The sequence below is a fragment of the Variovorax paradoxus genome (genome assembly GCF_030815855.1).
In the GTDB taxonomy this organism is placed as follows: Bacteria; Pseudomonadota; Gammaproteobacteria; order Burkholderiales; family Burkholderiaceae_C; genus Variovorax; species Variovorax paradoxus_M.
Genome location: NZ_JAUSXG010000001.1, coordinates 2576461 through 2600713, shown reverse-complemented (window position 1 = coordinate 2600713; position 24253 = coordinate 2576461). Strand labels below are relative to the sequence as shown.

General features: G+C 67.2%; 24 protein-coding genes and 1 pseudogene. 8 read left to right on the top strand and 17 right to left on the bottom strand.

Annotated features, from left to right (window positions below):
* Positions 1–48: 48 nt before the first annotated feature.
* Complete coding sequence (locus tag QFZ42_RS12155) at positions 49–477, bottom strand: hypothetical protein (RefSeq protein WP_307701192.1); 429 nt, start codon at positions 475–477, stop codon at positions 49–51.
* Positions 478–786: 309 nt separating this feature from the next.
* Between QFZ42_RS12155 and QFZ42_RS12150 the strand changes: the two genes are divergently transcribed.
* From QFZ42_RS12150 to QFZ42_RS12140, 3 genes are all read left to right on the top strand, one after another.
* On the top strand, positions 787–1356 hold the full coding sequence (locus QFZ42_RS12150; RefSeq protein WP_307701191.1) for a hypothetical protein: 570 nt from the start codon (positions 787–789) through the stop codon (positions 1354–1356).
* A gap of 239 nt (positions 1357–1595) precedes the next feature.
* Positions 1596–3476 (top strand): CocE/NonD family hydrolase, encoded by a 1881-nt coding sequence (locus QFZ42_RS12145; protein WP_307701190.1) that lies wholly within the window; start codon positions 1596–1598, stop codon positions 3474–3476.
* Positions 3477–3492: 16 nt separating this feature from the next.
* On the top strand, positions 3493–4488 hold the full coding sequence (locus tag QFZ42_RS12140; protein ID WP_307701189.1) for an acyltransferase family protein: 996 nt from the start codon (positions 3493–3495) through the stop codon (positions 4486–4488).
* Positions 4489–4581: 93 nt separating this feature from the next.
* Here QFZ42_RS12140 and QFZ42_RS12135 read toward each other — a convergent pair whose 3' ends face one another.
* The 11 genes from QFZ42_RS12135 to QFZ42_RS12085 form a co-directional block, all read right to left on the bottom strand.
* The gene (locus tag QFZ42_RS12135) at positions 4582–5127 is read right to left on the bottom strand and encodes an Ohr family peroxiredoxin (RefSeq protein WP_307701188.1); all 546 of its coding nucleotides are present in this window, start codon (positions 5125–5127) and stop codon (positions 4582–4584) included.
* 84 nt (positions 5128–5211) lie between these two features.
* Positions 5212–5967, bottom strand: a complete 756-nt coding sequence (locus tag QFZ42_RS12130; RefSeq protein ID WP_307701187.1) for an SDR family oxidoreductase — start codon at positions 5965–5967, stop codon at positions 5212–5214.
* Positions 5968–6195: 228 nt separating this feature from the next.
* Positions 6196–6828 carry a peroxiredoxin-like family protein gene (locus QFZ42_RS12125; RefSeq protein ID WP_307701186.1) on the bottom strand — a complete coding sequence of 211 codons (633 nt, stop codon included), beginning with the start codon at positions 6826–6828 and terminating at the stop codon, positions 6196–6198.
* A 14-nt stretch (positions 6829–6842) separates the two neighbouring features.
* Positions 6843–7262 (bottom strand): cupin domain-containing protein, encoded by a 420-nt coding sequence (locus tag QFZ42_RS12120; protein ID WP_307701185.1) that lies wholly within the window; start codon positions 7260–7262, stop codon positions 6843–6845.
* 220 nt (positions 7263–7482) lie between these two features.
* Positions 7483–8082, bottom strand: coding sequence for an acyloxyacyl hydrolase (locus QFZ42_RS12115; RefSeq protein ID WP_307701184.1), 600 nt, complete (start codon positions 8080–8082; stop codon positions 7483–7485).
* Positions 8083–8203: 121 nt separating this feature from the next.
* The gene (locus QFZ42_RS28320; RefSeq protein ID WP_373423329.1) at positions 8204–8428 is read right to left on the bottom strand and encodes a hypothetical protein; all 225 of its coding nucleotides are present in this window, start codon (positions 8426–8428) and stop codon (positions 8204–8206) included.
* 45 nt (positions 8429–8473) lie between these two features.
* Complete coding sequence (locus QFZ42_RS12105; RefSeq protein WP_307701183.1) at positions 8474–9349, bottom strand: hypothetical protein; 876 nt, start codon at positions 9347–9349, stop codon at positions 8474–8476.
* A gap of 36 nt (positions 9350–9385) precedes the next feature.
* The gene (locus tag QFZ42_RS12100) at positions 9386–10357 is read right to left on the bottom strand and encodes an alpha/beta fold hydrolase (RefSeq protein ID WP_307701182.1); all 972 of its coding nucleotides are present in this window, start codon (positions 10355–10357) and stop codon (positions 9386–9388) included.
* A 121-nt stretch (positions 10358–10478) separates the two neighbouring features.
* On the bottom strand, positions 10479–11528 hold the full coding sequence (locus tag QFZ42_RS12095) for a LysR family transcriptional regulator (protein WP_307701181.1): 1050 nt from the start codon (positions 11526–11528) through the stop codon (positions 10479–10481).
* 105 nt (positions 11529–11633) lie between these two features.
* Positions 11634–12470, bottom strand: coding sequence for a hypothetical protein (locus QFZ42_RS12090; RefSeq protein ID WP_307701180.1), 837 nt, complete (start codon positions 12468–12470; stop codon positions 11634–11636).
* A gap of 8 nt (positions 12471–12478) precedes the next feature.
* A complete protein-coding gene (locus QFZ42_RS12085; protein ID WP_307704223.1) occupies positions 12479–13624 on the bottom strand; it encodes a winged helix-turn-helix domain-containing protein in 1146 nt (381 codons plus the stop codon).
* 557 nt (positions 13625–14181) lie between these two features.
* Here QFZ42_RS12085 and QFZ42_RS12080 point away from each other — a divergent pair.
* The 4 genes from QFZ42_RS12080 to QFZ42_RS12065 all read left to right on the top strand — a co-directional run bounded on the left by QFZ42_RS12080 (position 14182) and on the right by QFZ42_RS12065 (position 16741).
* Complete coding sequence (locus QFZ42_RS12080) at positions 14182–14517, top strand: hypothetical protein (RefSeq protein WP_307701179.1); 336 nt, start codon at positions 14182–14184, stop codon at positions 14515–14517.
* 49 nt (positions 14518–14566) lie between these two features.
* Entirely contained in the window at positions 14567–15409 is an 843-nt protein-coding gene (locus tag QFZ42_RS12075; RefSeq protein WP_307701178.1) for an alpha/beta fold hydrolase, read from the top strand.
* Between the two features lie 79 nt (positions 15410–15488).
* Positions 15489–16124, top strand: a complete 636-nt coding sequence (locus QFZ42_RS12070; protein WP_307701177.1) for a response regulator transcription factor — start codon at positions 15489–15491, stop codon at positions 16122–16124.
* Positions 16124–16741: a response regulator transcription factor gene (locus QFZ42_RS12065; protein ID WP_307704222.1), complete on the top strand. Its 618-nt coding sequence runs from the start codon at positions 16124–16126 to the stop codon at positions 16739–16741. The genes QFZ42_RS12070 and QFZ42_RS12065 overlap by 1 nt, the downstream gene beginning before the upstream one ends.
* Here the strand turns inward: QFZ42_RS12065 and QFZ42_RS12060 are convergent.
* The 5 genes and pseudogenes from QFZ42_RS12060 to QFZ42_RS12040 form a co-directional block, all read right to left on the bottom strand.
* Entirely contained in the window at positions 16683–19154 is a 2472-nt protein-coding gene (locus QFZ42_RS12060; protein WP_307704334.1) for an ATP-binding protein, read from the bottom strand. The genes QFZ42_RS12065 and QFZ42_RS12060 overlap by 59 nt on opposite strands.
* A gap of 181 nt (positions 19155–19335) precedes the next feature.
* Positions 19336–19683: pseudogene (locus tag QFZ42_RS12055) on the bottom strand (winged helix-turn-helix domain-containing protein); the annotation flags it as partial.
* A gap of 371 nt (positions 19684–20054) precedes the next feature.
* Positions 20055–20534, bottom strand: coding sequence for a carboxymuconolactone decarboxylase family protein (locus tag QFZ42_RS12050; protein WP_307701176.1), 480 nt, complete (start codon positions 20532–20534; stop codon positions 20055–20057).
* Positions 20535–20663: 129 nt separating this feature from the next.
* Positions 20664–21581, bottom strand: coding sequence for an MBL fold metallo-hydrolase (locus QFZ42_RS12045; RefSeq protein WP_307701175.1), 918 nt, complete (start codon positions 21579–21581; stop codon positions 20664–20666).
* Between the two features lie 613 nt (positions 21582–22194).
* The gene (locus QFZ42_RS12040; protein WP_307701174.1) at positions 22195–23133 is read right to left on the bottom strand and encodes a LysR family transcriptional regulator; all 939 of its coding nucleotides are present in this window, start codon (positions 23131–23133) and stop codon (positions 22195–22197) included.
* Positions 23134–23244: 111 nt separating this feature from the next.
* Here QFZ42_RS12040 and QFZ42_RS12035 point away from each other — a divergent pair, with 111 nt between their 5' ends.
* Positions 23245–24198 (top strand): MBL fold metallo-hydrolase, encoded by a 954-nt coding sequence (locus QFZ42_RS12035; RefSeq protein WP_307701173.1) that lies wholly within the window; start codon positions 23245–23247, stop codon positions 24196–24198.
* The last annotated feature ends 55 nt before the right edge of the window (positions 24199–24253 follow it).

Below are 24253 nucleotides of genomic sequence, written 5' to 3'. Positions count from 1 at the left end.
CCACAGCTTTCGTATTGCGCTGCCGATCGAAGCCTTGACGAGATCACATCAACGCAGTTCTCGACCCATTTGCATTGAGGTTGCTGCGGGCTTTGGCATGTCCTCGATCCTCGCGATCTCGGCGCGCCCATGCTCGGTGATGCGGATCACCGTGGCCAGCTGTGACGCCGCGTAGGGCGCCGTGGCTTCCAGGGGGTCGATCTCGGCCTCGATCAGACCAGTGGCTGTAAGCACGGAGACGTATCGGATCTCTCCGGGTTCAGCGACTCGAACCGGAAAATTTTCGTGCTGCAGCCGCATCAAGAACCAGAGCGGCATCCGACTCCCCAGATGGACTCTCGCGTGCAGGGCCCGGAGGCGCCGCGCTTCCTCGCGAAGGCGCTCGGCCTCCTCGGAGAGTTCCCTCACGGCCGCGTTGATCGCCGCGATCCTTCGTCCCAGATCTGTGGAGGCTACGGAATGGGCCCAGTCGTTCATCGTACGAACTAAATGTGATAATTTCACATTAATCGTACTCTTAGTTACGTACCCTGCCTACTCGGTGGTTTCCAGAATCCAGCCCCGCCGGTTCTGCCGCCTCGGTCAGGTACGATATTTCGTCATGGGAAGAAATCACATCCAAGACTTTGTATGGGTGGCCGGCGCTTCGCGCACGGCCACAGGTGGTAGGGGATGCCGGACCATGGCCACCCGCAATCAGGCGGCGTCGACCCGCTTTCCGCCGGCCCCAGTCGCCCACATTGGTCAGCCGGCCCTGGTCTTCAGCGCACCTGGGCAGGGCCCGAAATGATCCGAAGAAGCGCAGTTCTCGGCAAGGACGCGGCCGTCGCGCTGCTGCGCGAACTCCTGCATGAAGCGGAATTCGGCTCGCTGAACTGCATTGCCCTTCGCGTCTTTCACTCGGATGGCTCCTGGGAAGATCTCGTGCTCGGGGGAACGAAGGAAGAACAAGCCAAGGCCCAGGCACTTTCGAGTGGTGTGCCTGACCCCGACTTCCCATTGATGCGCATGACCATCAGCGCCCCTGGATCCGCAGCTGCAATGGCGACAGGAAGGGCGGCCGAGCTGCTGGCAGAAGCCATCCAGGCGGCTAGCCGGTCGAAGCCGAATGTCACCATCTGGATCGAAGTGACCCAGCCAGAAATGCCGCCGTTTGTCGCCGAGGCATTCGACAAGCTCGCGGGGTATGGTGCGGCAATGGTGGTGACGCATGTCACGCCGAAAGGGATGCTTTGCTCTCACCCGCCTGGCGAGCAACTGCCGCTGCAATTCCTCGAGCGGCTCGTCAGGGCAAGCGGCACGGGCACGGTGTGGCACCCGCTTGCGCAGGCGCCAGTGCGGGGCATCGGCGTCTGAGCTTTGCGTCGCCCTCGGCACTGCCGCAATGGGAGAACGCAATGGACATCGAGCGACCCTCCTGGGCATAGCCTTCCCTCATCGCAGATGGCGCATCCGGCCGACAGCGTCAAATCCAACGTGCGCGGACCGGTGCGCGGCGCGCCAGGGTGTCATGTGCAGCACCGCCGACAACGCGGGGATGTCCTAACATTGCTCCCGCCCAACGCTGGCTCAGCAAGCACCTGAACACGAGAACCATGAAGAAGTTCATCACAGCCGTTGCCACGCTCGCAGCGGCGTTCGCCTGCTCATTCGCCGCGCATGGGCAAAAGGGCGCACTGGATCCCGACACCGGCCTGCCGGCGTCCCAGCCTTTCGATTTCCCAGCGCAGGGACCGGCCGCGCAGTTCTGGGCGAAGCGCCTCACCGGCTATCTGACCACCTCCGATGGCATCAGGCTGCGCTACAGCGTGCTCCTGCCCGCGGCATCAGGCCGGTTCCCCGTCGTCCTGAGCATCAATGGCTACGACGCCGGCTCGATCGGGGGCGCATCCTATCTCCAGTACAAGACGTCGATGTCGGTCGAGCTCGACAAGCAGCTGGTCGAGGCCGGCTATGCAGTGATGGGCATCAACGCCGCGGGCAGCGGATGTTCTTCGGGCCGGCTCGAATTCACGCGGCCGCAACTCGGCCGGCACGGCGCCGAAGCCGTCGAATTCGCGGCTTCCCAGGCCTGGTCCGACGGCAAGGTCGGCATGGTCAACTGGTCCTACGGCGGCTCGTCGCAACTCGCGACCGCGCAGTTCCGGCCCCCGCATCTCCGTGCCATCGTGCCCGGCATGGTGTTGACGGACTTCCGTGACGCACTGGTGCCCGGCGGCGTGCCGGCGCCCGGCTTCGTGACACCCCTCCGGCGCTCGATGCGAGCCTATTGGGAGAGGGTGGTCGCGCAGACCGCGAGGGAAGAGGGCGACGCGCAGTGCCTGGCGCAGATACCGAGGAACCTCGCGGCCGAAGACTCCAACTCCGTGATGCACCTGTTCCTGTCGCATCCCCTGCGGGACGACCACATGAGGAGCTTCGACCTGGCGCCGCACGCCGGCCGCGTGCAGGTGCCCGTGCTGTCGCTCGAGGCCTTCCAGGACCAAGCCATCACGCCGCGCAGCGGCTACTACCAGTCGCGGCTCGACCCGGACAAGCTGTGGTCGGTGCAGACGAACGGCCGGCACGACATGTACCTGGCCGCGGAATTCCAGGCGATGGCGGTACGTTTCCTCGACCGCTTCGTGAAGGGCGAGCACAACGGGTTCGAACGCGACACCCCGCACACCACGGTGTGGATGGAAACCGCCGAAGCCGGCGGCGGCAGCGCGCTCCAGCGACGCGTTTCTCCCAAGGCGCGCTGGATGGTGCAGCGGGGGCCGATCCGCAGCGACGACCTGAGCGTCAAGGCGTTCCACCTGAACGCGGGCCAGGCCCTCGCCGATGCACCCGGCTCCGGAGCCGCCGACGGCTTCGACTACCCGGGCCATGGGGTCGCCATCAACGACATCGCGGGGAACGGCTTCTGGGGGCCGTTGCCCGACGACTGGAAAGCCACGAGTCTCGCCTACACCTCGCCGCCGCTCGGCGAAGACATGATGGTCTACGGTCCGGGCAGCGCCGACCTCTGGGTCACGGCCAGCGCAGGTGATGCGGACCTGCAGGTCACTGTCACCGAGGTTCGGCCGGACGGGCAGGAAACCTACGTGCAGCGCGGCTGGCTGCGTCTTTCGAACCGCGCGCTCGACACCGCGCGTTCGACACCGCTGCTGCCGGTGCGGCTGGAGCGGCCCGGCGCGCCGATGCCGCTGCTGCCCGGCCGGCCGGTACTCGCGCGCGTCGAGATCAACAAGATGGGCCACTACTTCCGCAGCGGCTCGCGGCTGCGGATCTGGATCGACACGCCGGCCCAGACCGGCGGCCTGGTGTTCGACACCTTCACCCAGAAGCAGCGCCTTCACGTGCTGCACAACGCCAGGTACGACTCCGTGGTTCGGTTCGGCGTGCTGAAGGACGTCGAAGGCCCGGCCAGCCATCCGGAGTGCGGCTCGGCGATCCTGCAGCCGTGCCGACCGGATCCCCTGGCAATTCGCTGACCGGAGGCGGACCACCATGCAATACAACCCCGCGCTCGACGGTGTTCGGGCGCTGTCCATCCTTGCCGTCGTCCTGTTCCACGGCAAGGTCCCCGGTGCGGCGGGCGGATTCGTGGGGCTGGACATGTTCTTCGTCCTTTCCGGCTACCTCATCACCTCGCTGCTGGCGGCGGAGTACCGCAACGGCGCGATCGACATCGGCCGCTTCTACGCCCGCCGGGCGTTGCGGCTGTACCCGACGCTGCTGCTCGTGGTGGCGGCCTACCTGGGACTGGCGCCCGTCCTCTGGCCGGCGGAGGACCGCTGGCTGTCCGCCGCGCTCGCCGCGCTCTACGTCTACGACTACGCGCTGGCCTTCTCGCACATGGCCTACACCATCGGCCACACATGGTCGCTCGGGGTGGAGGAGAAGTTCTACCTGCTGTGGCCCCTGGTGCTGCCGCTCCTGCTGCGCACCAGGCATCCGGTCGGCTGGCTCGTTTCGGCTTTCTTCGCGGTCACGGCCTGGCGGTACTTCGTGGCCGTCAACTGGACCTGGCCGCAAGCATATTTCAGCTTCGACACGCGAATGAGCGGCATCCTTCTCGGCGCCATCGCGGCCCGGACCCGCTTCAAGGTCTCGAGGCCGACCCTCGCCATCGCCTGCGTGGCATTGCTGTTCCTCGTTGCGATGCCTTCGCTGCCGACGAGCCACCAGATCGAGGCGGTCACGCTGCGCATCACATTGGCGGAGCTCTCGGCCTTCGTGCTGGTCTGCCATGCCGCCGAGCACGCGGGATCGGCGTTCCTCTCGTCACGGCCGATGGTGTACGTCGGCAGGCTCTCCTACGGCATCTACCTCTGGCACTTTCCGATGGTGCTGCTGCTTCGCGATACGCAGCCGCTGTGGGTGACGCTCAGCGCGACGCTCGCGTTCTCGTTCACCATGGCCGCAATCTGCCTGCACCTCGTGGACACGCCGCTCAGGAGATGGCGCCAGAACACATGGGCGAGGGCCCCGGGCGCCGCCTGAGCCAGGGAGATTCCGGTTGAATCGCGCACCGGGAGGCTGTCTCGAGGCAGGGGATCGCAATGCCGACGAAACGTGGCGCCGGGAAGGAAATTTCTAAGTCGCGAGCGCGACGATGCTGGTGATGCCGTTGCGCGCCATCTTGGCGTAGGGGCAGAATCTTTCGGTGCTGCGCACCAACTCCTCGGCCACGCTCTTCTCGACGCCGGGCAGATCGATCCGGACATCGGCGGTGAGCATGAAGAGTCCATCGACGGGATCGCGCCCGAAAGCGACGGACACCTGCACGGTGGCGTCGTGGACCGGAATCTTCTTCTTCGCCGCAAGCAGGTTCAGCGCGCCATGGAAGCACGCGGCATAGGCCGCCGCGAACAGCTGCTCCGGGTTGGTTCCGCCACCTTCGCCGCCGAGCGCGGCAGGGAGCCGCAACTCCAGGTTGAGGTTGCCGTCGTCCGAGCGGGCCACGCCCGAGGCACGTCCGTGTTCCGCTTCGCCGCCGCTCACCGTGACGGCCGTCGAATAGATTCCCTCGAATTCCTGCCCCTTGTACTTGTCGAGCAGAGCGACAGGCGGCGCTTGCAATGAGCCGGATTGCCCGGCGACAGTCGCGGGGGCGGCGGCTCGATCTTTCTGCGTGGACATTCCGGGCTTTTGCTCCAGGTGCTGGGAAGAACGCTCGCTCGGGCCGCCGCGCGCCTTACGATGCTGGCGAGGGCCGCCCCGTTTTCAGTGCGCAGGCTTGGGCAGCGCGAACCATGCCTCGAAGCCGAGCGCGCCGATGCGCGGGTTGGCTCCCGGCACGAGCGTGTCGTCCTTCAGCTCCGCGCCGAAGTAGCGGGCGTGCACGTCGTGGATGACCTTGCGCGGGTCGTTGGTCCTGGCGAGAAATCGCTGCACGAGATCGGACAGGCGAACCCGTTCGGGCCCGGCAATCTCCACCACGCCGTTCACCGGTGTGCCCAGGGTGTAGTCCGCCACGGCGGCGGCGACGTCGTCCGACGCGATCGGCTGCACGAACGCCGGCGAGAGGCGCACGGCATCGCCATCGGTGCCCGATTGCGCGATGCCGCCGAGGAACTCGAAGAACTGCGTCGAATGGACGATGGTGTAGGGGATCGTCGATTCCCGGATGAGTTTTTCCTGCGCCATCTTGCCGCGGGCATAGCCGCTCCCGGCGAGGCGATCCGTGCCGACGATCGACAGCGCGACGTGGTGCTTCACGCCCGCCGCGGCTTCCGCGGCCATCAGGTTCCGCCCCGAGGTTTCGAAGAACTCGAGCACGGCCTTGTCCTCGAACGAGGGCGAGTTCGCCACGTCCAGCACCACCTGGGCGCCCGCGAGGGCCTCGGCCAGGCCTTCGCCGGTGATGGTGTTGACGCCTGTGGCGGGCGATGCGGCGACGACCTCGTGGCCGGCGTCGCGCAGCTTGATGACGACCTTCGAACCGATGAGGCCCGAGCCGCCGATGACGACGATCTTCAAGATGTTCTCCTTGTAGCCCCGGCGAGGGGCGAGGTTGAAAGACGGTACGCAGCGTAGGCCAGCGAAGGTGCGCGCGGTAGGCATGCACGGGGCTTCACGGTGTTGCCCGCCGCGCAACAATCCATTCGGGCGCACGGCATGTTTCCCAAACGGCATCACTGCGAGGGAGCCATCCGCAACGTCGCGCCGGCAACCGCGGCGTTCGCTGCGTGCGGAATTCGGCGGACGCTAGCAGGCCCGCGCTGCCGCGGCACGGTGCCGCACGAGGTCTTCGATCGCGCGCAGCACGTCGTCGGGCTCGGCGCGCTTGCGGATGTCTTCCTCGATATGCGCGAAGCGGATGCGGCCTTCCTCGTCGATCACATAGGTGGCAGGAACGGGCAAGACCCAGAGGCCGTTGCCGTTCAGGACGGGAATGTCGGTGCCCACCGCACCGTAGAAGCTGACGAGTTCGGGAGGCAGCGTGTAGGCCAGCTCGAAGCCGTTCGCGGCCTCGAGGTTGGAATCGCTGAGCACGGTGAAAGCCGGACGCGCGTCTTCCGCCGCGGGCGTCGAATGCTCGGACATCTGCGGCGAGACCGCGAGCAGCGTGGCGCCGAGCCGCGCCAGATCGTCCGCGCGCTGGTGCCATGCCCTCAGCTGAAGGCTGCAGTAGCTGCACCATCCGCCGCGGTAGAACACCAGCACGAGCGGCCCCGTGCGCCACACGTCCGAGAGCCGCACCGGCCGTCCGGAGCCGTCAGGCAAGGTTGCGTCGGGTGCGAGGTCGCCGGCACGCCTGGCGCGGGCCGCGATGCCGGTGGCGTCGAAGACCGCGTTGGCGTCGTCGTTGTCGCCAAAGGATGGAAGTAGCGGTTCCACGGCCCGGCGCAACGCTATTTCACTGGAACGAAGAACTCCGCGCCCTTGTTCTTCACGAGCATGACCACGAACTTCGCGGAGCGGATCTTGCTTGCGTTGCGTCCCACGGTGTGGATGTCGTCCGGGCCTTCATAGAAGGTGTCGCCGGCCTTCAGCGTCACTTCCTTTCCGCCCTTGACGGCCATCACGATCGAACCCTCGAGCACGTACACGAAGCTGTGTGCGTCGTGCCGGTGCACGGGGTCGGTGGCGCCGGGCGGATAGTCCACCGTGATCATCAGCACTTCCTTGCCGGGGATGTCCTTCATTTCCTGCGTCAGGAGCGATGTGATCTTGGCGTCCTTGGCGGCGCCGTGCGACGCAGTGTGTTGGGCCATTGCAGCGCCGGTGGCGAACAGCAGGGTGAGCCCGAGGCTTCTTGCGATCTTGATCATGGTCTACCTTCCGTTGGTGTGTTCGACGAATCGTAGGATCGGCCGGCACCGCGCGGTAGGCCGGTCCAGGGGATCACGATGTTGCGCGAGGCGCACCAATCGAGTCGTCACCGACCACCGGTATGCCGGCGGAGTCCGCCGCGCGGGTCGGCGCAGGCCCGTTCAGCTAGCGCGCCGACAAGGCCGAAGCATCTCGGGATGCCTTGTTGCCGTGAGGTTGCTAGAAGCGGCGTGCGTATCGGATCTGAATGAAGTTCTCCCCGGGATTCGGCTGCTTGATGCCCGCGTTCGAGAAATGCTCCAGGCGCAAGGCGAGCTCATGCTGGCGCTGCTCGCCGAAGCTGCGGCCGACCGCCAGGTGCGTGCCGAAGTTGAAGCTGGTCGAGAAGCTCTTGCGACGGGTCCTGTAGACCGACGATGTGGCGGTCACGCCCAGCCCGGTTTCGAAGAACCAGGGCGAAGTGCCATCCGCGGGGCGGTAGCGCAGCACCGGCGTCAACGCGAGCTGGGACAGATGCGAAAGCCCGGCCCGGTTCGGCGGTTGGATCTGCCAGTACGCGTAGGAAGCTTCCAGATAGCTGCTCAGGTCGCCGGGCCCCAATTTCCACCGGTAGGGCAGGTCCCAGCTGAGTCCGACCGTCAGTGTTCTCGTGCCGGGGGCCGAGCCCGTCTGTACGAATGCGGAGGAGGGGCGGGCAAATTCCTGCGCGGCGGCGGCGCCGAGGTGCACGAAGCAGAGTCCGGCGCAGAGCCATGCGATGGTGCGGCGTTCACGGCGCCGCGATGCGGCGTGATTTCGATGAGAGAGGGCGTTTGACATCGCCCAAGCGTAGAAAGACCCGGGACAGAACGCATGCGCCAAAAGAGAGAGCCGGCGTCCTCTCTTCGGTCGTTGCGAGGCATTCGGCCCGGCCGCTGAGCACGCGCGCCACGGGCCCGGGTCACCAAAAGCTTTCCAGCAGCACGTCGAGCTTGGCGCCCGCGTTGTTCCCCAGATCGGCCACTTCGTTGGGATAGTTCTTCTTGAGCAGCCGGGCCACCTCCGGCAGCTTCCCCCTGTCGAAATCGAGGACGAAGCGCACCTTCGGATACCGGTTCAGAAAGACAGGAAGGATCTCGCGCAGCGCGAACTGCGCGATCTCCACGGCGGTGGTCAGCCGGATCACGCCGCTGGGCTCGGCCAGCGGAGGGAATCGTGCCCGGTGTTCTGCTCAGGAGGGCTGTTCGGCGCTGAGCCAGAAGGCGACGTTTCGCACGTATTGCTTCGTCGAGCGAAGCGCCTCGGCGAAACGGACGATCCCGTCGCCGGGGGGCTCGGTCACGAAGGAGGGGCAGCCCGCCGAGGGGTCCCAGTTGTAGTCGGCGAAATGGTGGAAGGTTGACTGGGCGATGGCCCTGCCGCCGTGCTCGGAGCGCTCGAAGGCCACCGCGATGTTGTAGCGCCTGCCCGATACCGAGCTCTGTCCTTCCATGACCACGCGGCCGCTCGAGTCGCCTGGCGGTGCGCTGACGGTGCCCTCGTGCGGATGCGCGGGCAGGTACTGGATCACGCCGGTGGACGAGCGCCTGTCCCGCATCACCGGATGGATGCTGCCGACCGAACGGATGCGCTGGTAGTCGCCGTTGGCGCCCGAGTGGTAGTTGGGCCACGAGATGTGGGCCGAGAAGGGATTGTCGACGCAGTGACGGCCCGCATCGGGCTCGCGGTTGCGGCTGTGGAAGTGATGCGCGGCACCGACGCCGCTCAGGTTGCAGATCGAACGGCCCAGGTCCATGTGGTCGCGCGTGACCATGAGGCCGCCGCCACGGCGGCGGAACCGGCTGATGCTCGCGCAATCGTCCGGCGTCAGGCCGTCCCCGGTGTCCACGGCGAAGAGCCAGAGCTGGTCGAAGTCCGATTCATCCAGTGTCGACAGCACGGGGTCCGGGGCGGCGCGGGGCGCGCGGTCGCGCGCCGTCACGCGAAACGCGGGCCGGCCGTCGTCGCCCTGAAGCTGCGAGAGAAACGAAGCCAGCCGACTGAAGCGCGCGATGTTCCAGTCGTCCGGATCTCCTTCGATCGTGGTTTGCAGCAGTAGATTCAGCATAGGTGCAAGCTCGGGTCGGTCGGTGCTGGGCGCGGCTCAGCTCTTCAGGAAGGCGAGGAGATCCGCATTCACCTTGTCTTGCAGCGTGGTGGTCAGCCCGTGCGGCGCGCCCGGGTAGTAGATCGCCTTGGCGCCCTTGACGAGCTGGACCGACTTCTTCGCGGAGTCGTGCACCGGCACGATCTGGTCGTCCTCGCCGTGCAGGATCAGCGTCGGCACATCGATCTTCTTCAGGTCTTCGGTGAAGTCGGTCTCGGAGAAGGCCTCGATGCACTCGTAGGCGTTCTTCTGGCCGCTTTGCATGCTCCAGAGCCAGAACTGGTCGAGCACGCCTTGCGACACCTTCGCGCCCGGACGGTTGGCGCCGTAGAAGGGAAGGGCGAACTCCTTGTAGAACTGCGAGCGGTCGCCGGCCACACCGGCGCGGATGCCGTCGAACACCTCGATCGGCAGGCCTTCCGGATTCGCCGCGGACTTCACCATGATCGGCGGCACCGCGCCGATGAGCACGGCCTTGGCCACGCGCTGAGTGCCGTGTCGGCCGATGTAGCGAACCACCTCGCCGCCGCCGGTCGAGTGGCCGACCATCGTGACCTTCTTGAGGTCGAGCGTGTTGAAAAGCACCGCGAGGTCGTCGGCGTAGCCGTTCATGTCGTTGTGGGAGGACGACTGGCTCGAGCGGCCATGGCCGCGGCGGTCATGCGCGATGACGCGAAAGCCGTTGCGTGCCAGGAAGTGCATCTGCCCGTCCCATGCGTCGGCATTGAGCGGCCAACCATGGGAGAAGGTGACGACGGGGCCGTCGCCCCAGTCCTTGTAGTAGATCCGGGTGCCGTCGGGCGTGGTGATGGTGCTGCTCGTCGTGGCGGGGCTCCGGGGCTGGACCGAACGGTTGCGGGTGGCGGCTGCGCCGGCTGCTTCCTGCATGCCGAACGCGAGGGTTCCGGTAGCGACGGCGGCGCCGGTCGCAATGAGGTGTCGGCGCGAAGGGTTCTGTGTGCTCTTCATGTTTTTCCTGCGATTGTGTTGAGGCGTCGGACCACGGTGGGCGAGCGTTGCGAATGAAGCCGTGGAAAACGCTTCGAATGCTAGGTTCGCGACTCGGGCGCGAGTAGCCTCGCGCAGGGACTCACGCTGTTGTCGCGTCGGCACCAATCTCGGTTTCGGCCCGCGGCTTCGGGCTGATATCGGTGAGGCAGTCCGCGTCCGCGGCCCGGATCCGCTGTGTCATGAAATCGATGAATGCACGCATCCGCGAAGGCAGGTGTTGCCGGCTCAGGTAGCAGATGTAGTGGCCGCTGTCGTCGGGCGCGCACTGGCTCAGGCACGTGACCAGCGCGCCCGTTCTCAGCGATTTGCAGGCCAGAAAGCCCGGGAGCTGGGCGATGCCGTGGCCATCGAGCGCCGCCTGGAGCACCAGGTCCGCGTCGTTGTAGGTGAGCTTGGCCGCGGGGGCCAGCTTGCGCATCTGGCCTGCCACCTTGAACTCCCACTCGAGGATGCGTCCGGAGGAGGAACGCAGGTTGATGCACTCATGGCCGGCCAGGCCTTCCAGGCTGGTGGGCAGCCCGTGCGCCTGCTGGTAGGCAGGGGAGGCGCAGAGCAGCAGCTGCATCGGGATGATCTGCTTGGCGATGATCTGGGCGTCTTCCATGCGGCCGTTGCGGAACGCGATGTCGACGCGGTCCGAGGTGAAGTCGGTCGGCTTGTCGTTCAGCAACAGGTCGATGGTGATCTCCGGGTACGTCGCGCGGAAGTCGCCCAGAAGGGGCGCGACGACCCGGCGGCCGAACGCGACCGCCGCGCTGATGCGCAGGTGGCCGCGCGGCGGGCCCTGCCGGAGATCGCGCATTTCCTCGACCGCCTGGACGATCCGGTCGACACCGGCATGGCAGTTGGCGTAGAAGAGGTCGCCTTCCCGCGTGAGCGTCGTGCTGCGGGTGGTGCGCAGGAAGAGCCGTACGTTGAGCTGGTCCTCCAGCTTCTGGACGCTGCGGCTCACCGCTGACCGGCCGATGCCCAGGCGGTCGGCGGCGCGGGCGAAGCTGCCTTCCGTGACCACCGCGATGAAAGCGACGACCCCCGCATAGCTCGTGGCGAAGCTGGAGGCCAGCGGGTCCGCGCGCTGCGCGACAGGGATGGGAGAGGGCGAACGCGAAGGGAGGGCAGAAGTTGTCATGAAGCGGCTTCTCGGTTGTGGGACGCAGGCGTCCTGAATCCCCAGCGAAGCGGCCACTCTGCGCGCAAACCCGGCCCCGGGCCAGTTAAGCCGTGTCAAGGTTTGTTATGGCCGACCGGGCGTGCACGTACGGGGCTTCGCGCACGATTGCAGACCTCGTCCAGCAGTTCCACGGCTTCCCGCCGCCGGCCCTGCCGGGCCTGGAGCCTCAGCGGCGCTGAGCTCCCATGCCAGCGCGCCTTGCTGCCTGGCGGTGTCGATCCAGTCCTGGCAGAGGGTCAGGAGCATCTCCACGAGCGACTGGTGCAAGGCGGCCGCGTATTCGCCTCGGATGACATGCAGGACGCAGACACCCCAGCGGGCCTGCACGACCCGGTCGCGGTACTCCTCGACCTGGGAAACCTGGAACCACAAGGGAGCGGACGCGATCGTGAGTGCGGCACCCGTCTCCCAGCCGTCCTGCTGCGCGAGACAGGTGTCCAGCGCGCTGCGCACGTCGTCCAGCCGGTACGCGTAGCGCGCGGTCCAGTCCTGCGCGGAGAGCTCGCCCAGTTCCGCGGTCGCGGCGTCCATCGACTCGCGCATGAGAAGTGCATGGCGACGCTGGAGCGCCGGAGCTTCGCCGGTCTGCGCGAGCCGGGCGGCCGCGTAGCATCTCGTGGTGTCGAGGAGCCGGTAGGGTGCGACGGTGTCGCCGTTGTCGAAGGACACCAGCGACTTGTTGACCAGCGAGATCAGCGCATCGAACGCGACCTCGGGTTCCATGTCCGTCTGCGTGACGCTGAGCGCCGACTCCACGTCGAAGCTGCCCCGGAAGACCGAGAGCCGGCGAAAGAGCCGCAGCTCGGCATGGTCGAGCAGCGCGATGCTCCAGTCCAGCGCCGCCGCAAGCGTCCGATGCCGGGATAGAACCGACCGACTACCTGCCGAGTGGAGGCGCATGTGGTCGTTCAGCCTCGGCGCAAGATCGCCGATCGACTGGACGCCCAGGCGCGCAGCCACCAGTTCGATCGCAAGGGGATGCCATCCACCTGCCGCACGATGGCGGCGAGTTGCGCGGCGTCCGCGTCGCCGAATGCGCGTGCGCCCGCGGCTTTCGCGCGCTCGACCAGCAGCTCGACCGCCGGCGAGGCCATGGCCTCGGCCAGCGCGGCGCAGCCGGCACCCGGCAGCGCGAGGGGCCACAGCCGAACCACATGCTCTCCTTCGATGCGGATCGCCTCGCGGCTCGTCGCGAGGATGCACAGGCCGGGCAAGGCCGCGAGCAGTTCGGCGACGAGCGCCGCGAGCGGATCCAGCATGTGCTCGCAGTTGTCGATCACCAGGAGCGCCTCCCGGCCTGCGAGTCGCCGCAGGATTGCCGGCGTCGTCTCGACGGCGTCCGGCGGCACGCCCAGCGCGCGCGCCACCGTGCCGGCCACATGGGCGCGCGAGACAAGCGGAGAAAGGTCGACGAAGGCGAGCGGAACGCCTGTGCGCTCCGAATGGCTTTCGGCCGCCCAGATAGCGGCACGGGTCTTTCCCATGCCACCTGCACTGACGATGGTGACCAGCCAGCGCGTGGCGAGCGCCCCCAGCACACGCTCCATGTCGGCGCCGCGCCCGACCAGCCGCGTGAGCCGTTCCGGCATCTTCGTGAACGACGGTGCGGGCAGGGTACCAGCCAGCAGGCGTTCTTCCTCTGCGCTCGAGGGATCGACTTCCTCGCGAAACACAGTCCCGTTGAAGCGATACCCGCGCAGCGGGATGTTGGAGATCCACTCCTTGCAGTTGACGCTGTCGTTCGGCTTGCCCAGGGCCTTGCGAAGCGACGAGATGTGGACACGGACACTGGATTCCTCCACCACCACGCCGGCCCAGACGGTGGCGAGCAGTTGCTCCTTGTCGACGACCTCGCCGCGCCGCTTGAGCAGCTGCAGCAGCAGCTCGAACGCTCGGGGGCCCAGTCGAACGCGTTGCCCGACCCGCTCCAGCCGGCGTTGGGTCTCCCAGAGAACGAACGCGCCGAACCGCCAACGGACCTCGCTCCATCCAATCGCCGTGGCGACGGGTGCCTGGGCGGGAAAGGCCTGGGCGCCGACGCCGATCTCGTACATGTCACCCACTCGCGGGCCTCCTGGACGCCTGGGCCCGGCCCGACGGGTCGCTGCCGCCGATGAAGGAGGGCGGCTCGATCGCAAGCTTGTTCATTCTTTGGTCCGGTGAGAAGAGTTGTGGAGGCAGCGAGCGGCCGGTCCTGCGGACCGAAAAGCGCGATGCCCCCATGCAAGACGGGTGGGCACGCTGCTTTGTGACAAGGCGCGCGTCGCGAAGCGTTGGTCAGCGCCTGCAGTACAAGGCCGCCGGGGATGACAGCCGGCCGATCGGGCGTCGGACTTGCCCTGGTCCACGGACTCGTCGACGTCCATGGCGGGTTCGTGAAAGCGGTCTCCGAAGGCCTGGGCCGCGGTGCCAGGTTCAACGTATGGCTCCCCTGTGCCGCAGCCCCGGGAGCGCATAGCGAATTGATGCCCCGCGAGCAACACGGCAGTCCCCGCCGCATGTCTAGCGCGGCCGGGACCCGAAACCTAGCATTCGAACCGTGCCGCGATGTCCGCGCACCGGAGCCCCAGCCGTCCTGAGGACAGGGGCGCGACGCCCTCGAGGAACCACCATGACGCAGCGCAACCCTTCACCGGCGCGATCGGTCGCAGCACACCGCGTTCTTCAGGCGCGCAACGGGCCCGGGCAAGCGGCACGGCGCAGCCCGATGGACCGTGCCTGGAGCCTGGGATACATGGCCGTTTCGCTGCTGACCATCTCGATGGCGTGCGCGGTGGCGAGCGGCGAAGCGGCGAAGGCGGAGCTCCGGTTCGCCGCCGTCTCGCTCCATGCGGCAGCGCTCCCTTGGGACGTCTGCTCCGCAGGCGCTGGCGGCGGCACCAGCGCGGGGAAACAAAGGTGCGCCAGTGCAGGCGCGCACCGAAGCAGCGGCTCTGGCGTGTGTTGAACCGCCGGCGAGGCCATCCATTTCATCGAACCAGAAGGAAAAAACCATCATGAAGAAGTTCTCCAGTCTGCTGCGCGCCTTCGCCTGCATGGGCGTCGCGGCGATGCAGCTCGCGGCGCCGGCGGACGCAGCAACGCCGGCTGCCGCGCCCGCGCGACCCACCGTCGTGCTGGTCCATGGCGCATTCGCAGAATCAGGAAGCTGGAACGACGTGGCACGCGACCTCCGCGCCCGGAGCTTTCCCGTCATCGCGGCCGCCAATCCGCTGCGCGGCGTGAAGTCGGACGCGGACTATGTCGCGGCGATCGTGGGCTCGATCCAGGGCCCGGTCGTCCTCGTGGGCCATTCGTACGGAGGCTCCGTGATCTCCGCAGCGGCAGATGGAAAGCCCAACGTCCGCGCGCTGGTGTTCGTGGCGGCGTTCGCCCCCGAGGTGGGCGAGTCGGCGGCCGATCTGTCGGGGAAGTTTCCTGGAAGCACGCTGGGCCCGGCGCTCGCAGCGCCGGTGCTGCTGCCGGACGGGAGCAAGGACCTCTACATCCGCCAGGACAAGTTCGCCGAGCAGTTCGCCGGCGACGTGGCGCCGGCACTCGCCCAGTCGATGGCGGTGTCGCAGCGCCCCATCACCGAAGGTGCGCTGGGAGAGGCCGCGCCCGCCGCCGCGTGGAAGGCCGTGCCTTCGTGGTTCATCTATGGCGATCGCGACAAGAACATTCCGCCTGCCGCGCTGGCTTTCATGGCCGAGCGTGCGAAGTCGATGAAGACGGTCGTGGTCAAGGGCGCTTCGCACGTGGTGATGACTTCGCAGCCGAAGCCGGTGGCCCGCTTGATCGTCGAAGCCGCCCAGGCGGTGCAGGCGAAAGCGCTGCCTGAGGCGCGGGGCGGGCAATGAAGGCTTCGACCGATCGCGGCGACCCGCCGTGCCGTTCGCGCAGACTTTCAATCTTGACTAGCAGAAGGAACACGACTCCATGACCGCGCCGACCCAGGCCCGCCCGATCGAGGTATCGATTGCACACCGCGATCCGTATGTGGCCGCCGGGGTGGCATCGTTGCTGCGCTCCCACGACGACTTCGTGGTGCGGATGCGCGATGCCGATGGCGATGTCCACCAGGGCTCCGATGCCTCCCGCGTGTTTCTCGCGGACTATGAGACCGGTCTGCGCGTGGCCGCCGCCATCCGGGCGGAGCGCCGCCGCACCGCGCCAAACCCCGTGCTTGTTCTCACCGGCCAGTGCACGGGATGGCAGATACGCAAGGCCGTGGACGCGGGGGTGCGTGGCTACTTGCTGCACGACTGCACGGCAGAGGAATTGTTCGAGGCGGTGCGCTGCGTTGCCGACCAGAGAAGGTATCTCTCGTGCGAGATGGCCGACCAGTTGCTCGACACCCTGGCGGCGGCCGTACCGACGAGTCGCGAGCTGGAAGTGCTGCAGCTCATCGCGCACGGGCTCGCCAACAAGGAGATCGGCCGGCGTCTCGGCATCGGCGAAGGCACGGTGAAGACACACGTGAAGGCACTGCTGCGCAAGCTTGGCGAACCGACGAGAACCGGTGTGATCGCCGAGGCATTCCGCCGCGGGATGTTGCTGGAGCCGGCGCCGTGATGCGCGCAGACAAGCTCTGCATCCGGGTCTGCCACGGCGATCCGCTGGCCATGGCCGGCCTCGTGTGGCTCGTCGGCCAGGAGCCCGGCTTCGAGGTGCAGCCGGGGCAGCAAGCGGACGAGGGCATCGTCGACGTGATCGTGGCGGACCACGAATGCGCACTCAGCCTGCTCGCGTCGGCTGCTGCCTTCGGCCCCCAAGGCGCATCCCTCGGCTTTCATGTGCCGCGCATCGTCGTCGTGACGAGGCGCGACAAGGAGAGTGAGATCGTGCAGGCCATCGAGCGCGGCGCACATGCATATCTGCTCCAGGACGCGCAACCCGCCGAGCTGATGGACGCAATCCGCCACGTGGCCCACGGCGGCGCGCTCTACCTCTGCCAGCGCACGAAGGCGCTGCTGCGCCGAGGGACACCGCGCGCGAGCCTCACCGCCAGGGAGGAGGAGGTGCTGCGATTTCTTGCGAGGGGCGACTGCAACAAGGGCATCGCCCGCAAGCTGGACATTTCAGCGAGCACCGTCAAGGCGCACGTCTCGAGGATCCGGGAGAAGCTGCGTGCTACTTCGCGGGTTCAGGTGGCCGTGACGGCCACCCAGCGCGGCCTGGTCTCGCGCTGAGCACTGCATGGTGCCGTTCGACGCTCTGCGGCGCGCGCCCGGGCCCGTCATCGAGCTGCGAGCGCAGCAGATGAAGCTGCGCCAGGGCGGCGTTCCTGCCGTCGCGGGGCGCCCGGGCGCTGGTCTCGTCCAGCAGTCTGGCGGCTTGCGACGATTGCCCCAGCTTCACCCACATGCCTGCAAGGCTCAGCGCGGCGCGCAACTCCCATGCAATGGCGCCCTGTTGCCTCGCGAGCTCGATGGCATGAAGGTAGGCGTCGGTCGCCTCGTCGGTGGCTGCTCGCTGCTCGGCGCGCCAGCCTGCGGCGCGCCGGACTTCGGCTTCGACCCAAGGGCATTCGCCACGCGAGGCACGGGAGACGAGTCCGTCGTCGACCCAGTCGATGCAGAAGGTCGCGAGCATTTCCCTGTGAGGGGCGTCGTAGCTTGCAAGCCGGCCGGCCACTTCGCGGATGTAGGGTCCGCTGTCCTCGGCGGTGAGCAGCGGGAGGGTCTCGGAAAACCATTCGGCGTAGCGCTGCCACCCGACCAGGCCCTTGCGCTGCGCCTCGACCATCATGAGCTGCACCCATTCGGCGGCAAGCTCGGACTCTCCTGACCAGATGGCGACCGGGCAAGCGCCATAGAGCGCCGAGCACAGCGAGACCGACCTGCCGGCCGCTTGTGCACGCGCCACCGCATCGCTGGCTTCCTCCAGCGCCTTTTCTGTTTCGCCCTGGATCCAGAGGGTGCGGCAGAGCACGGCCTTCGCAGCGACGATGGCGTTCACGCCCACCATGTTGGCTCGGGCATGGCCCAGGCCGCCGCCGATGCGCACCGACGCTTCGCTGTGCTGCCGCGACACAGCGAAGAGACCGGAAAAATGGCTTGCCATGGCCATCACCCGGTGGGCGAGATTGAGCGCAGCGGGATCGGACCAGGACTGCGCCGCCGTCATGAGCGTGTGCGCCTGCGCCAACGCGGGCGAATACTCGCCCCGGAACATGTCGTGCGTGCATCGCCCCCAGCGGGCCTGCAGCTCCAGCACCGGAACCTTGACCGCGAGCGCTCCGGCAAGGGCCTGGTCCGCAGCGATGTTCAGCTCGGGGGTCGACCTGCCGGTGTGAAGCAGGGCGCTCACAAGGGCGGTGTTCAGCCAGGTCGCGGTTTCCGTGTCTGGCGTCGGTTGCCCGCGGACGAGATCGAGAGCCGCGGAGACGCGGTCGCGGTATTCGACGACATGGGCCAGATGGAACCACAACGGTGCGGACGCCGTCACCAGCGAGGCGGCCATCTTCGCGTCGGGCTGCTGCGTCAGGCAGATTTCGAGTGCGAAGCGCACGTCGTCCAGCCGGTGCGCGTAGCGGTCGGCCCATGCCTGCTCGGTCAGGTCGGAAAGCTCCGCGGCCGCTGCCTTCATGAGATCGCGCATGAGCACCGCATGACGCCTCAGCAGCGTTGCGCGTTCCTCGCTCTTCGCCAGCAGTGCGGCTGCATAGCTTCGCGTCGTGTCGAGCAGCCGATACGGCGCGACGGAGTCGCTGCTGTCGAAGAAGACCAGCGACTTGTTGACCAGCGAGATCAGCGCGTCGAAGGCGATGTCGGTGTTCATGCCGCCGGCGCTCACGCCGAGCGCGGATTCGACATCGAAGCGGCCACGGAACACCGACAGCCAGCGGAACAGCCGAAGCTCCGGCTCGCTCAGGAGTGCGATGCTCCAGTCCAGTGCCGCCGCGAGCGTCCTGTGCCGCGCGAGCGCGGCCCGGCTGAAGGCATAGAGACGCATGTGGTCGTCCAGCCTTCGCGCGAGATCGTCCACCGGCTGGACGCCCAGGCGGGCGGCCACCAGCTCGATGGCAAGAGGGATGCCGTCGACCTGCCGGGCGATCTGCGCCAGAAGCGGTGCGTGCGATTCATCGAACACGCCTGCTCCGGCGGCCTTGGCCCGCTCGACCAGGAGTTCGACCGAAGGGCAATGAAGTGCCTGCGCCAGCGAGATCTGCCCGAGCTCGGGGACCGCGAGCGCGGGTAGCCGGAGAATGCATTCACCGTTCTCGCGGAGCGCTTCACGGCTGGTTGCGAGAACGCGCAGGCCGGGCAGTGCGGAAAGCAACCGGTTGATCGGCAACGCGAGCGAATCCACGACGTGCTCGCAATTGTCGATCAGCAGGAGAACATCGCGCCCCGCCAGGCGCTCGGTGATGGCGCCGACCACGTCGGGCACATCGGCGGGTACGCCTACCGAACGCGCCAGCGTACCGAGCACGTGATCGGGAGAGATCAGCGGCGCCAGATCGACAAAGGCGGCCTCCACCGCATGCACGCGTTGCAGCCTCTCCGCGGCGTGGATTGCCAAGCGGGTCTTGCCGATACCGCCCGTGCCGACGATCGTGACCAGCCGGTGAGCCTGCAGTGATTCGAGCACGCGAAGCACGTCGGATTCTCGGCCGACGAGCTCGGTCAACCGAACCGGCAGCGGGCTGAAGCCGGTTGTCGGGCGACACGGCCACGAGCCTGGGCGCGGCCTCGATCACCTCGCGCCGGACCCGTCCGTTGAACCGGTACCCGCGCAGCGGCATGGTGGAGATCCACTCCTTGCAGTTGTCGGCCTGCCCCGGCGCACCGAGCGCCTTGCGAAGCGTCGACATGTGGACGCGCACGCTGGCTTCCTCGACCACGACCCCGACCCAAACCGCCGAGAGCAGATCGTCCTTGCTGACGAACTCGCCGGCCCGCTTGATCAGCTGCAGCAACAGGTCGAAGGAGCGTGGCCCCACCCGCACTGTGTCGCCGGCCCGTTCGAGCCGGCGTTGCGCTTCCCATAGGACGAAAGCCCCGAAGTGCCAGCGGATCTCGGCGGCTGCCGGGCCGCCCTGCGCCTCGGAATGCGCCGGCGAGACAGGGATGCCATCGGCAACGGCGGTCGTACGGGTGCGGCGCTGCGGGGGCGCGACGTCTTTCATCTCTGTCTTTCTGTTTGGGTCCGCACTCTCGGGATTATTGATGGCCGGGCATCCGCGAGCTCCTTCGGCCGGACGGATTGGACGATCGTATTTTGAATACGAAACGAAGCGGATCGTCAATTTCGCCGAAAGACCCCGCATGCGCGCCCGTGGATTGGTCCGGTTCTAAACGCCATGCAGCGGCGCCGCGCGAGGCGCATTGAGGAATGGGGGGAGGGCGCGCGGCCCTGCGTGACGCGGCCGGTGCACAGAATGGCCGGGCGGCGGCCGGCCGGCCTGCGATCCGCGCCGCGGTGCAGCGCGAAGAAGACGATCGAGAGGAAGCGCAGCGAAGGAGCGCCGCCCGAAGAGGCGGCGCTCCCGCGGAGACATCAGGAGAGATTCGCCTTGTCGAGGCCGAATGCCTTGTCGGACGAGCCAGGAACCGTCTGGAACGCGACGTTGACGCGGTTCCATGCGTTGATGGCCATCACGGCGAACGTCAGGTCCGAGAGTTCCTTCTCCGACAGCTGCGTGCGCACGCGCTCGTAGATGTCGTCGGGCACGCCGTGCTCCGGCAACTTCGTCAGCACTTCGGTCCACGCCAGCGCGGCGCGTTCGCGCGGGACGAACAGCGTCGACTCGCGCCACGCGGCGAGATGGTGCACGCGCAGTTCGCGCTCGCCGTGGATCCTGGCTTCCTTGATGTGCATGTCGAGGCAGAACGCGCAGCCGTTGAGCTGTGATGCGCGGATCGCGACCAAGTCGCGGATCGACTGCTCGATGGCACCGCCGTCGACGAGGTTGCCGAATTCGATCAGCTTTTTGAAGAGCTCGGGCGATTGCTTGATGTAGTTGAGGCGATGAGTCATGGGATCTCCGACCTCAGTGCGGCTGAGGTACCCGTTCGCGATTTTGCGAAGAGGGGAAAGGAATCGAAGGCATGGGCGACCGGCGCAGCGCGCCGGCACGCTTCGGTCGCCCGGCGCGTCGGCGAGCGATCAGTAGTCCCAGATGATCGGCACCCAGCGGAAGGCCTCGCCGTCGACGGCCACCCGGCCGATGGAGGGAAACGGAAGGTGCGCGGCCACCAGCAACCCGCGGGTCTTCGCCAGTTCCTGGAAAAGGCCGATGCGCACGCGGGTCGATTCCTCGGGATCGTGCTCGAAGCCGTTTTGCCAATCGGGGTGATCGAATCCGACCGGGAATATGGCGTCGCCCGCGAACATCAGCCGCTCGCCGCCCGACACAAGGTCGACGACGCTGTGGCCAGGGGTGTGGCCGCCGGTGAGACGGACGACCACGCCGGGCGCGACCTCGCGCCTGTCCTGGAAGGTGTGCAGGCGGTCGCGGTATTGCTCGTGAAAGCTTTTGGCGGTCGAGCGGAGTACGTCGGGGACCGGCTTCGGCATGACCGTGTGGGAGAAATCCGGCGAAGTCCAGAAATCGACTTCGGCCGCGGCGACGTGAATGCGGACGTCGGGGCGCAGCCGTTCCTTGATCCCCGGTACGAGCAGTCCGCCCACGTGGTCCATGTGCATGTGGGTGATGATCACGTCGGTGACGGACTCGAGTTCGATGCCGGCCGCAGCCAATCGCTGAGGGAATTGCCCGGCCCTCGGGAAGCCCGAGAACTGGCCGCCCAGGCCGGCGTCGATGAGGATGGTCTGGTCGCCGCTGCGGGCCACCATCACGTTCAGCGGCCAGTCGTACTTGTCGGGCGGCATGAACATCTGGTCCAGCCAGCTCGCCAGGTCGGCCGGATCGACGTTGGTGGCCATCGTCGAAGTCGGCAACGGAAGCACGCCATCGCTGACCACCAGCGCCTCGATGTCGCCGATGCGCAGCGCGTATCTGGACGGGACGGGGTCAATGGGTTTCTGGCTGGGCGGGCGCAAAGTTTCATCTGCGTAAAGCATGGCGGAATCTCCAAGAGTGCGGCCCGGTTTGCGCGGGCCAAAGCCAGCCGGGGCGACTGGCAGCATTTGCCCTTCAACACCGAAGTCGTCGGGCACCGATCACGGCGTAAGGCCGTATGCAGTCGATCGTAGGGAGGGAGAAGCGGAGTCGGTAGGCCCGTGGACGGACTCACGGTGGTGCCTGATACGCACCAAAGACCCGCGCCGCGCCGCAAGGTCGCCGAACCCTGGCACGCGACGGATTACGAAGGGGCTGCTGCTGCCCATTCTGAAGAGGAGGATGTCGCCGACGCCGTGTGCGGGGCCGGCTTTGGTTGAAACGGTGTCGCCGGTCTTGCTGGCGAGCAGTGCCTTGAAGGCCGTGGGCAGCCTCTTCTGTTCGGGCGCTTGTTTTTTGCCGTTTCGGCGGAGGTGTCCTGACGACCCGCCGCTCGCCGACGAAATTCTGGATGTCTGCCGTGCGGCAATCCTGTCGAGGCTGTCGGCTTCGGTTGATGCGTAGCTGACGTACTTCGTGCAGCCGCCGCTTCCCGCTGTGCATAGGCGCAATCTCGCCGTTCGATAGCCATCCATGCCGCGACGGCATGTCCGTCACCGTGCCGTCGACCAGGTGTCACGGCACAGGCGCCGGATCACCCCGCCGCCTTACCGAGGGAGTCGCGGCGAACAGGGCCACCATCCAATCGACGAACACCCGCACGCGCCGGCTCTGGTAGCGGGTGGGCGGATACACGATCTGGATCGGCAGCGGCTCGATGAACCAGTCGCTCAGCAACGGCGTCAAGCGGCCGTCGTCGAGCGCCTGCTGGACAAGGTAGAGCGGGGCCCGCATCGCGCCGAGCCCGGTCAGGCATGCGGCCAGGGCGACGTTCGCGTCGTTGGCGGCCAGCTGTGAATGTCCATGGATGTCGAGGCGCTGGCCCTCCTGGCGGAAACTGAAGGTCGGGGTGCCGGTCGCGCGGGCGTTGAAGTACGAGATCACCGAATGGCCAGAGCGGTCCAGGTCCGACGGGTGCGCCGGCGTGCCGCGGCGCGCCAGGTAGGCGGGCGACGCGCAGCAGACATAGTGCAGCTCGCCGATCTGCCGCGCCACCAGCGACGGGTCGGTGATGCGTCCAGTGCGTACCGCGCAGTCCACATGTTCGGCCACGAGGTCGACCAGCCGGTCGCTGCCGCCCAGGTCGATGCTGATGTCCGGATAGCGAGCGACGAAGTCCGGCAGCGCGGGCACGATGACGAGGCGCGCGAGTGCGGAGCCGATGTCCACGCGGATGCGCCCGCGCGGCGACGCCCCGGCATCGGCCATCTCGCCTTCGATCTCGTCCAGATCGTTCAGCAGCTGTCGCGCACGCTGCGCATAGTCCGTCCCGGCGGGCGTGAGCGATACGCGCCTTGTGGTGCGCGTCAGCAGCTGGGTCTTCAGTTCGGTCTCCAGCGCCTGCACGAGCCGTGTCACGGTCGGCACGGGCACGTCGAGCAGCGCCGCCGCCCTGGTGAACGTGCCGGCATCCACCACGCGGAGAAAAGCGCGCATCGCAACGAGTTTGTCCATGGCCGGATTATTATTGCGAATATGACAAAACCGATTTGGCGAGAGGCCGATTGAACGCTTGATGCGTCCTCCGTATCGTTGGGACATTCCAACTTTCGACGGATTGCAACAATGAAGCTCAAGCCTCTACTCGCCGCATCGCTTCTGGCCGCTGCACTCGCCCATGCCGCTCCGCCCCAGGCCAACACCCAGGTGCCAGGCGTCTATCGCATGCCGCTCGGCGGGTTCCAGGTCACTGCCTTGTCCGACGGTACGGTGACGATTCCCCTCGATGAGCTGCTGACCCACACCACGCCCGGCCATGTCCGCCAGGTCCTGGCTCGCGATTTCCTGAAGCCCAAGACCGAAACCTCGATCAACGCCTTCCTCGTGCATACCGGCTCGAACCTCGTGCTGATCGACACCGGGGCCGGCGGGCTGTTCGGCCCGACCGGCGGCGATCTCGCCGCGAGCCTGAAGCTGGCCGGGTACACGCCCGAGGACATCGATACGGTGCTGTTGACCCACATCCACCGCGATCACTCCGGAGGGCTGACGGTCGGCGGAAAACCGGCGTTTCCGAACGCGACGATCTGGGTCGACCAGCACGAGGCCGCCCACTGGCTCGATGCGGCAGCACGCGACCGCGCGGCCGCAGCCGATCACGGCAGCTTCGACGAAGCGGCCGCCAGCCTCAAGCCCTATCTGGACCGCGGACGCGTGAAGACCTTCGACGCGCCGGCGCAACTGGTGCCAGGTATCCGCGCCGAGGCGGCGCGTGGCCACACGCCGGGCCACAGCCTCTTCGTGGCGGAGAGCCGCGGCCAGCGCATGGTGTTCTGGGGCGACTTGCTCCATGCGGCCAACGTGCAGATGGCCGAGCCGCAGGTCACGATCAAGTTCGATCTGGATTCGCCTGCTGCAGCGAAGCAGCGCTGGGCATGGTTTGCCGACGCCGCGCGGCGCGGCGACCTGGTCGCCGCGGCCCATATCTCGTTCCCCGGCATCGGGCGCCTGCGAGCGGCCGCGCACGGCTACCGCTGGGTGCCGGTGAACTACGGCACGGCGGTCCAGCAGCAGCCATGAAACACCCACGCGCGGTGCGGCCGATCCGGCGAAATTCCCCTGACTCATCACCACC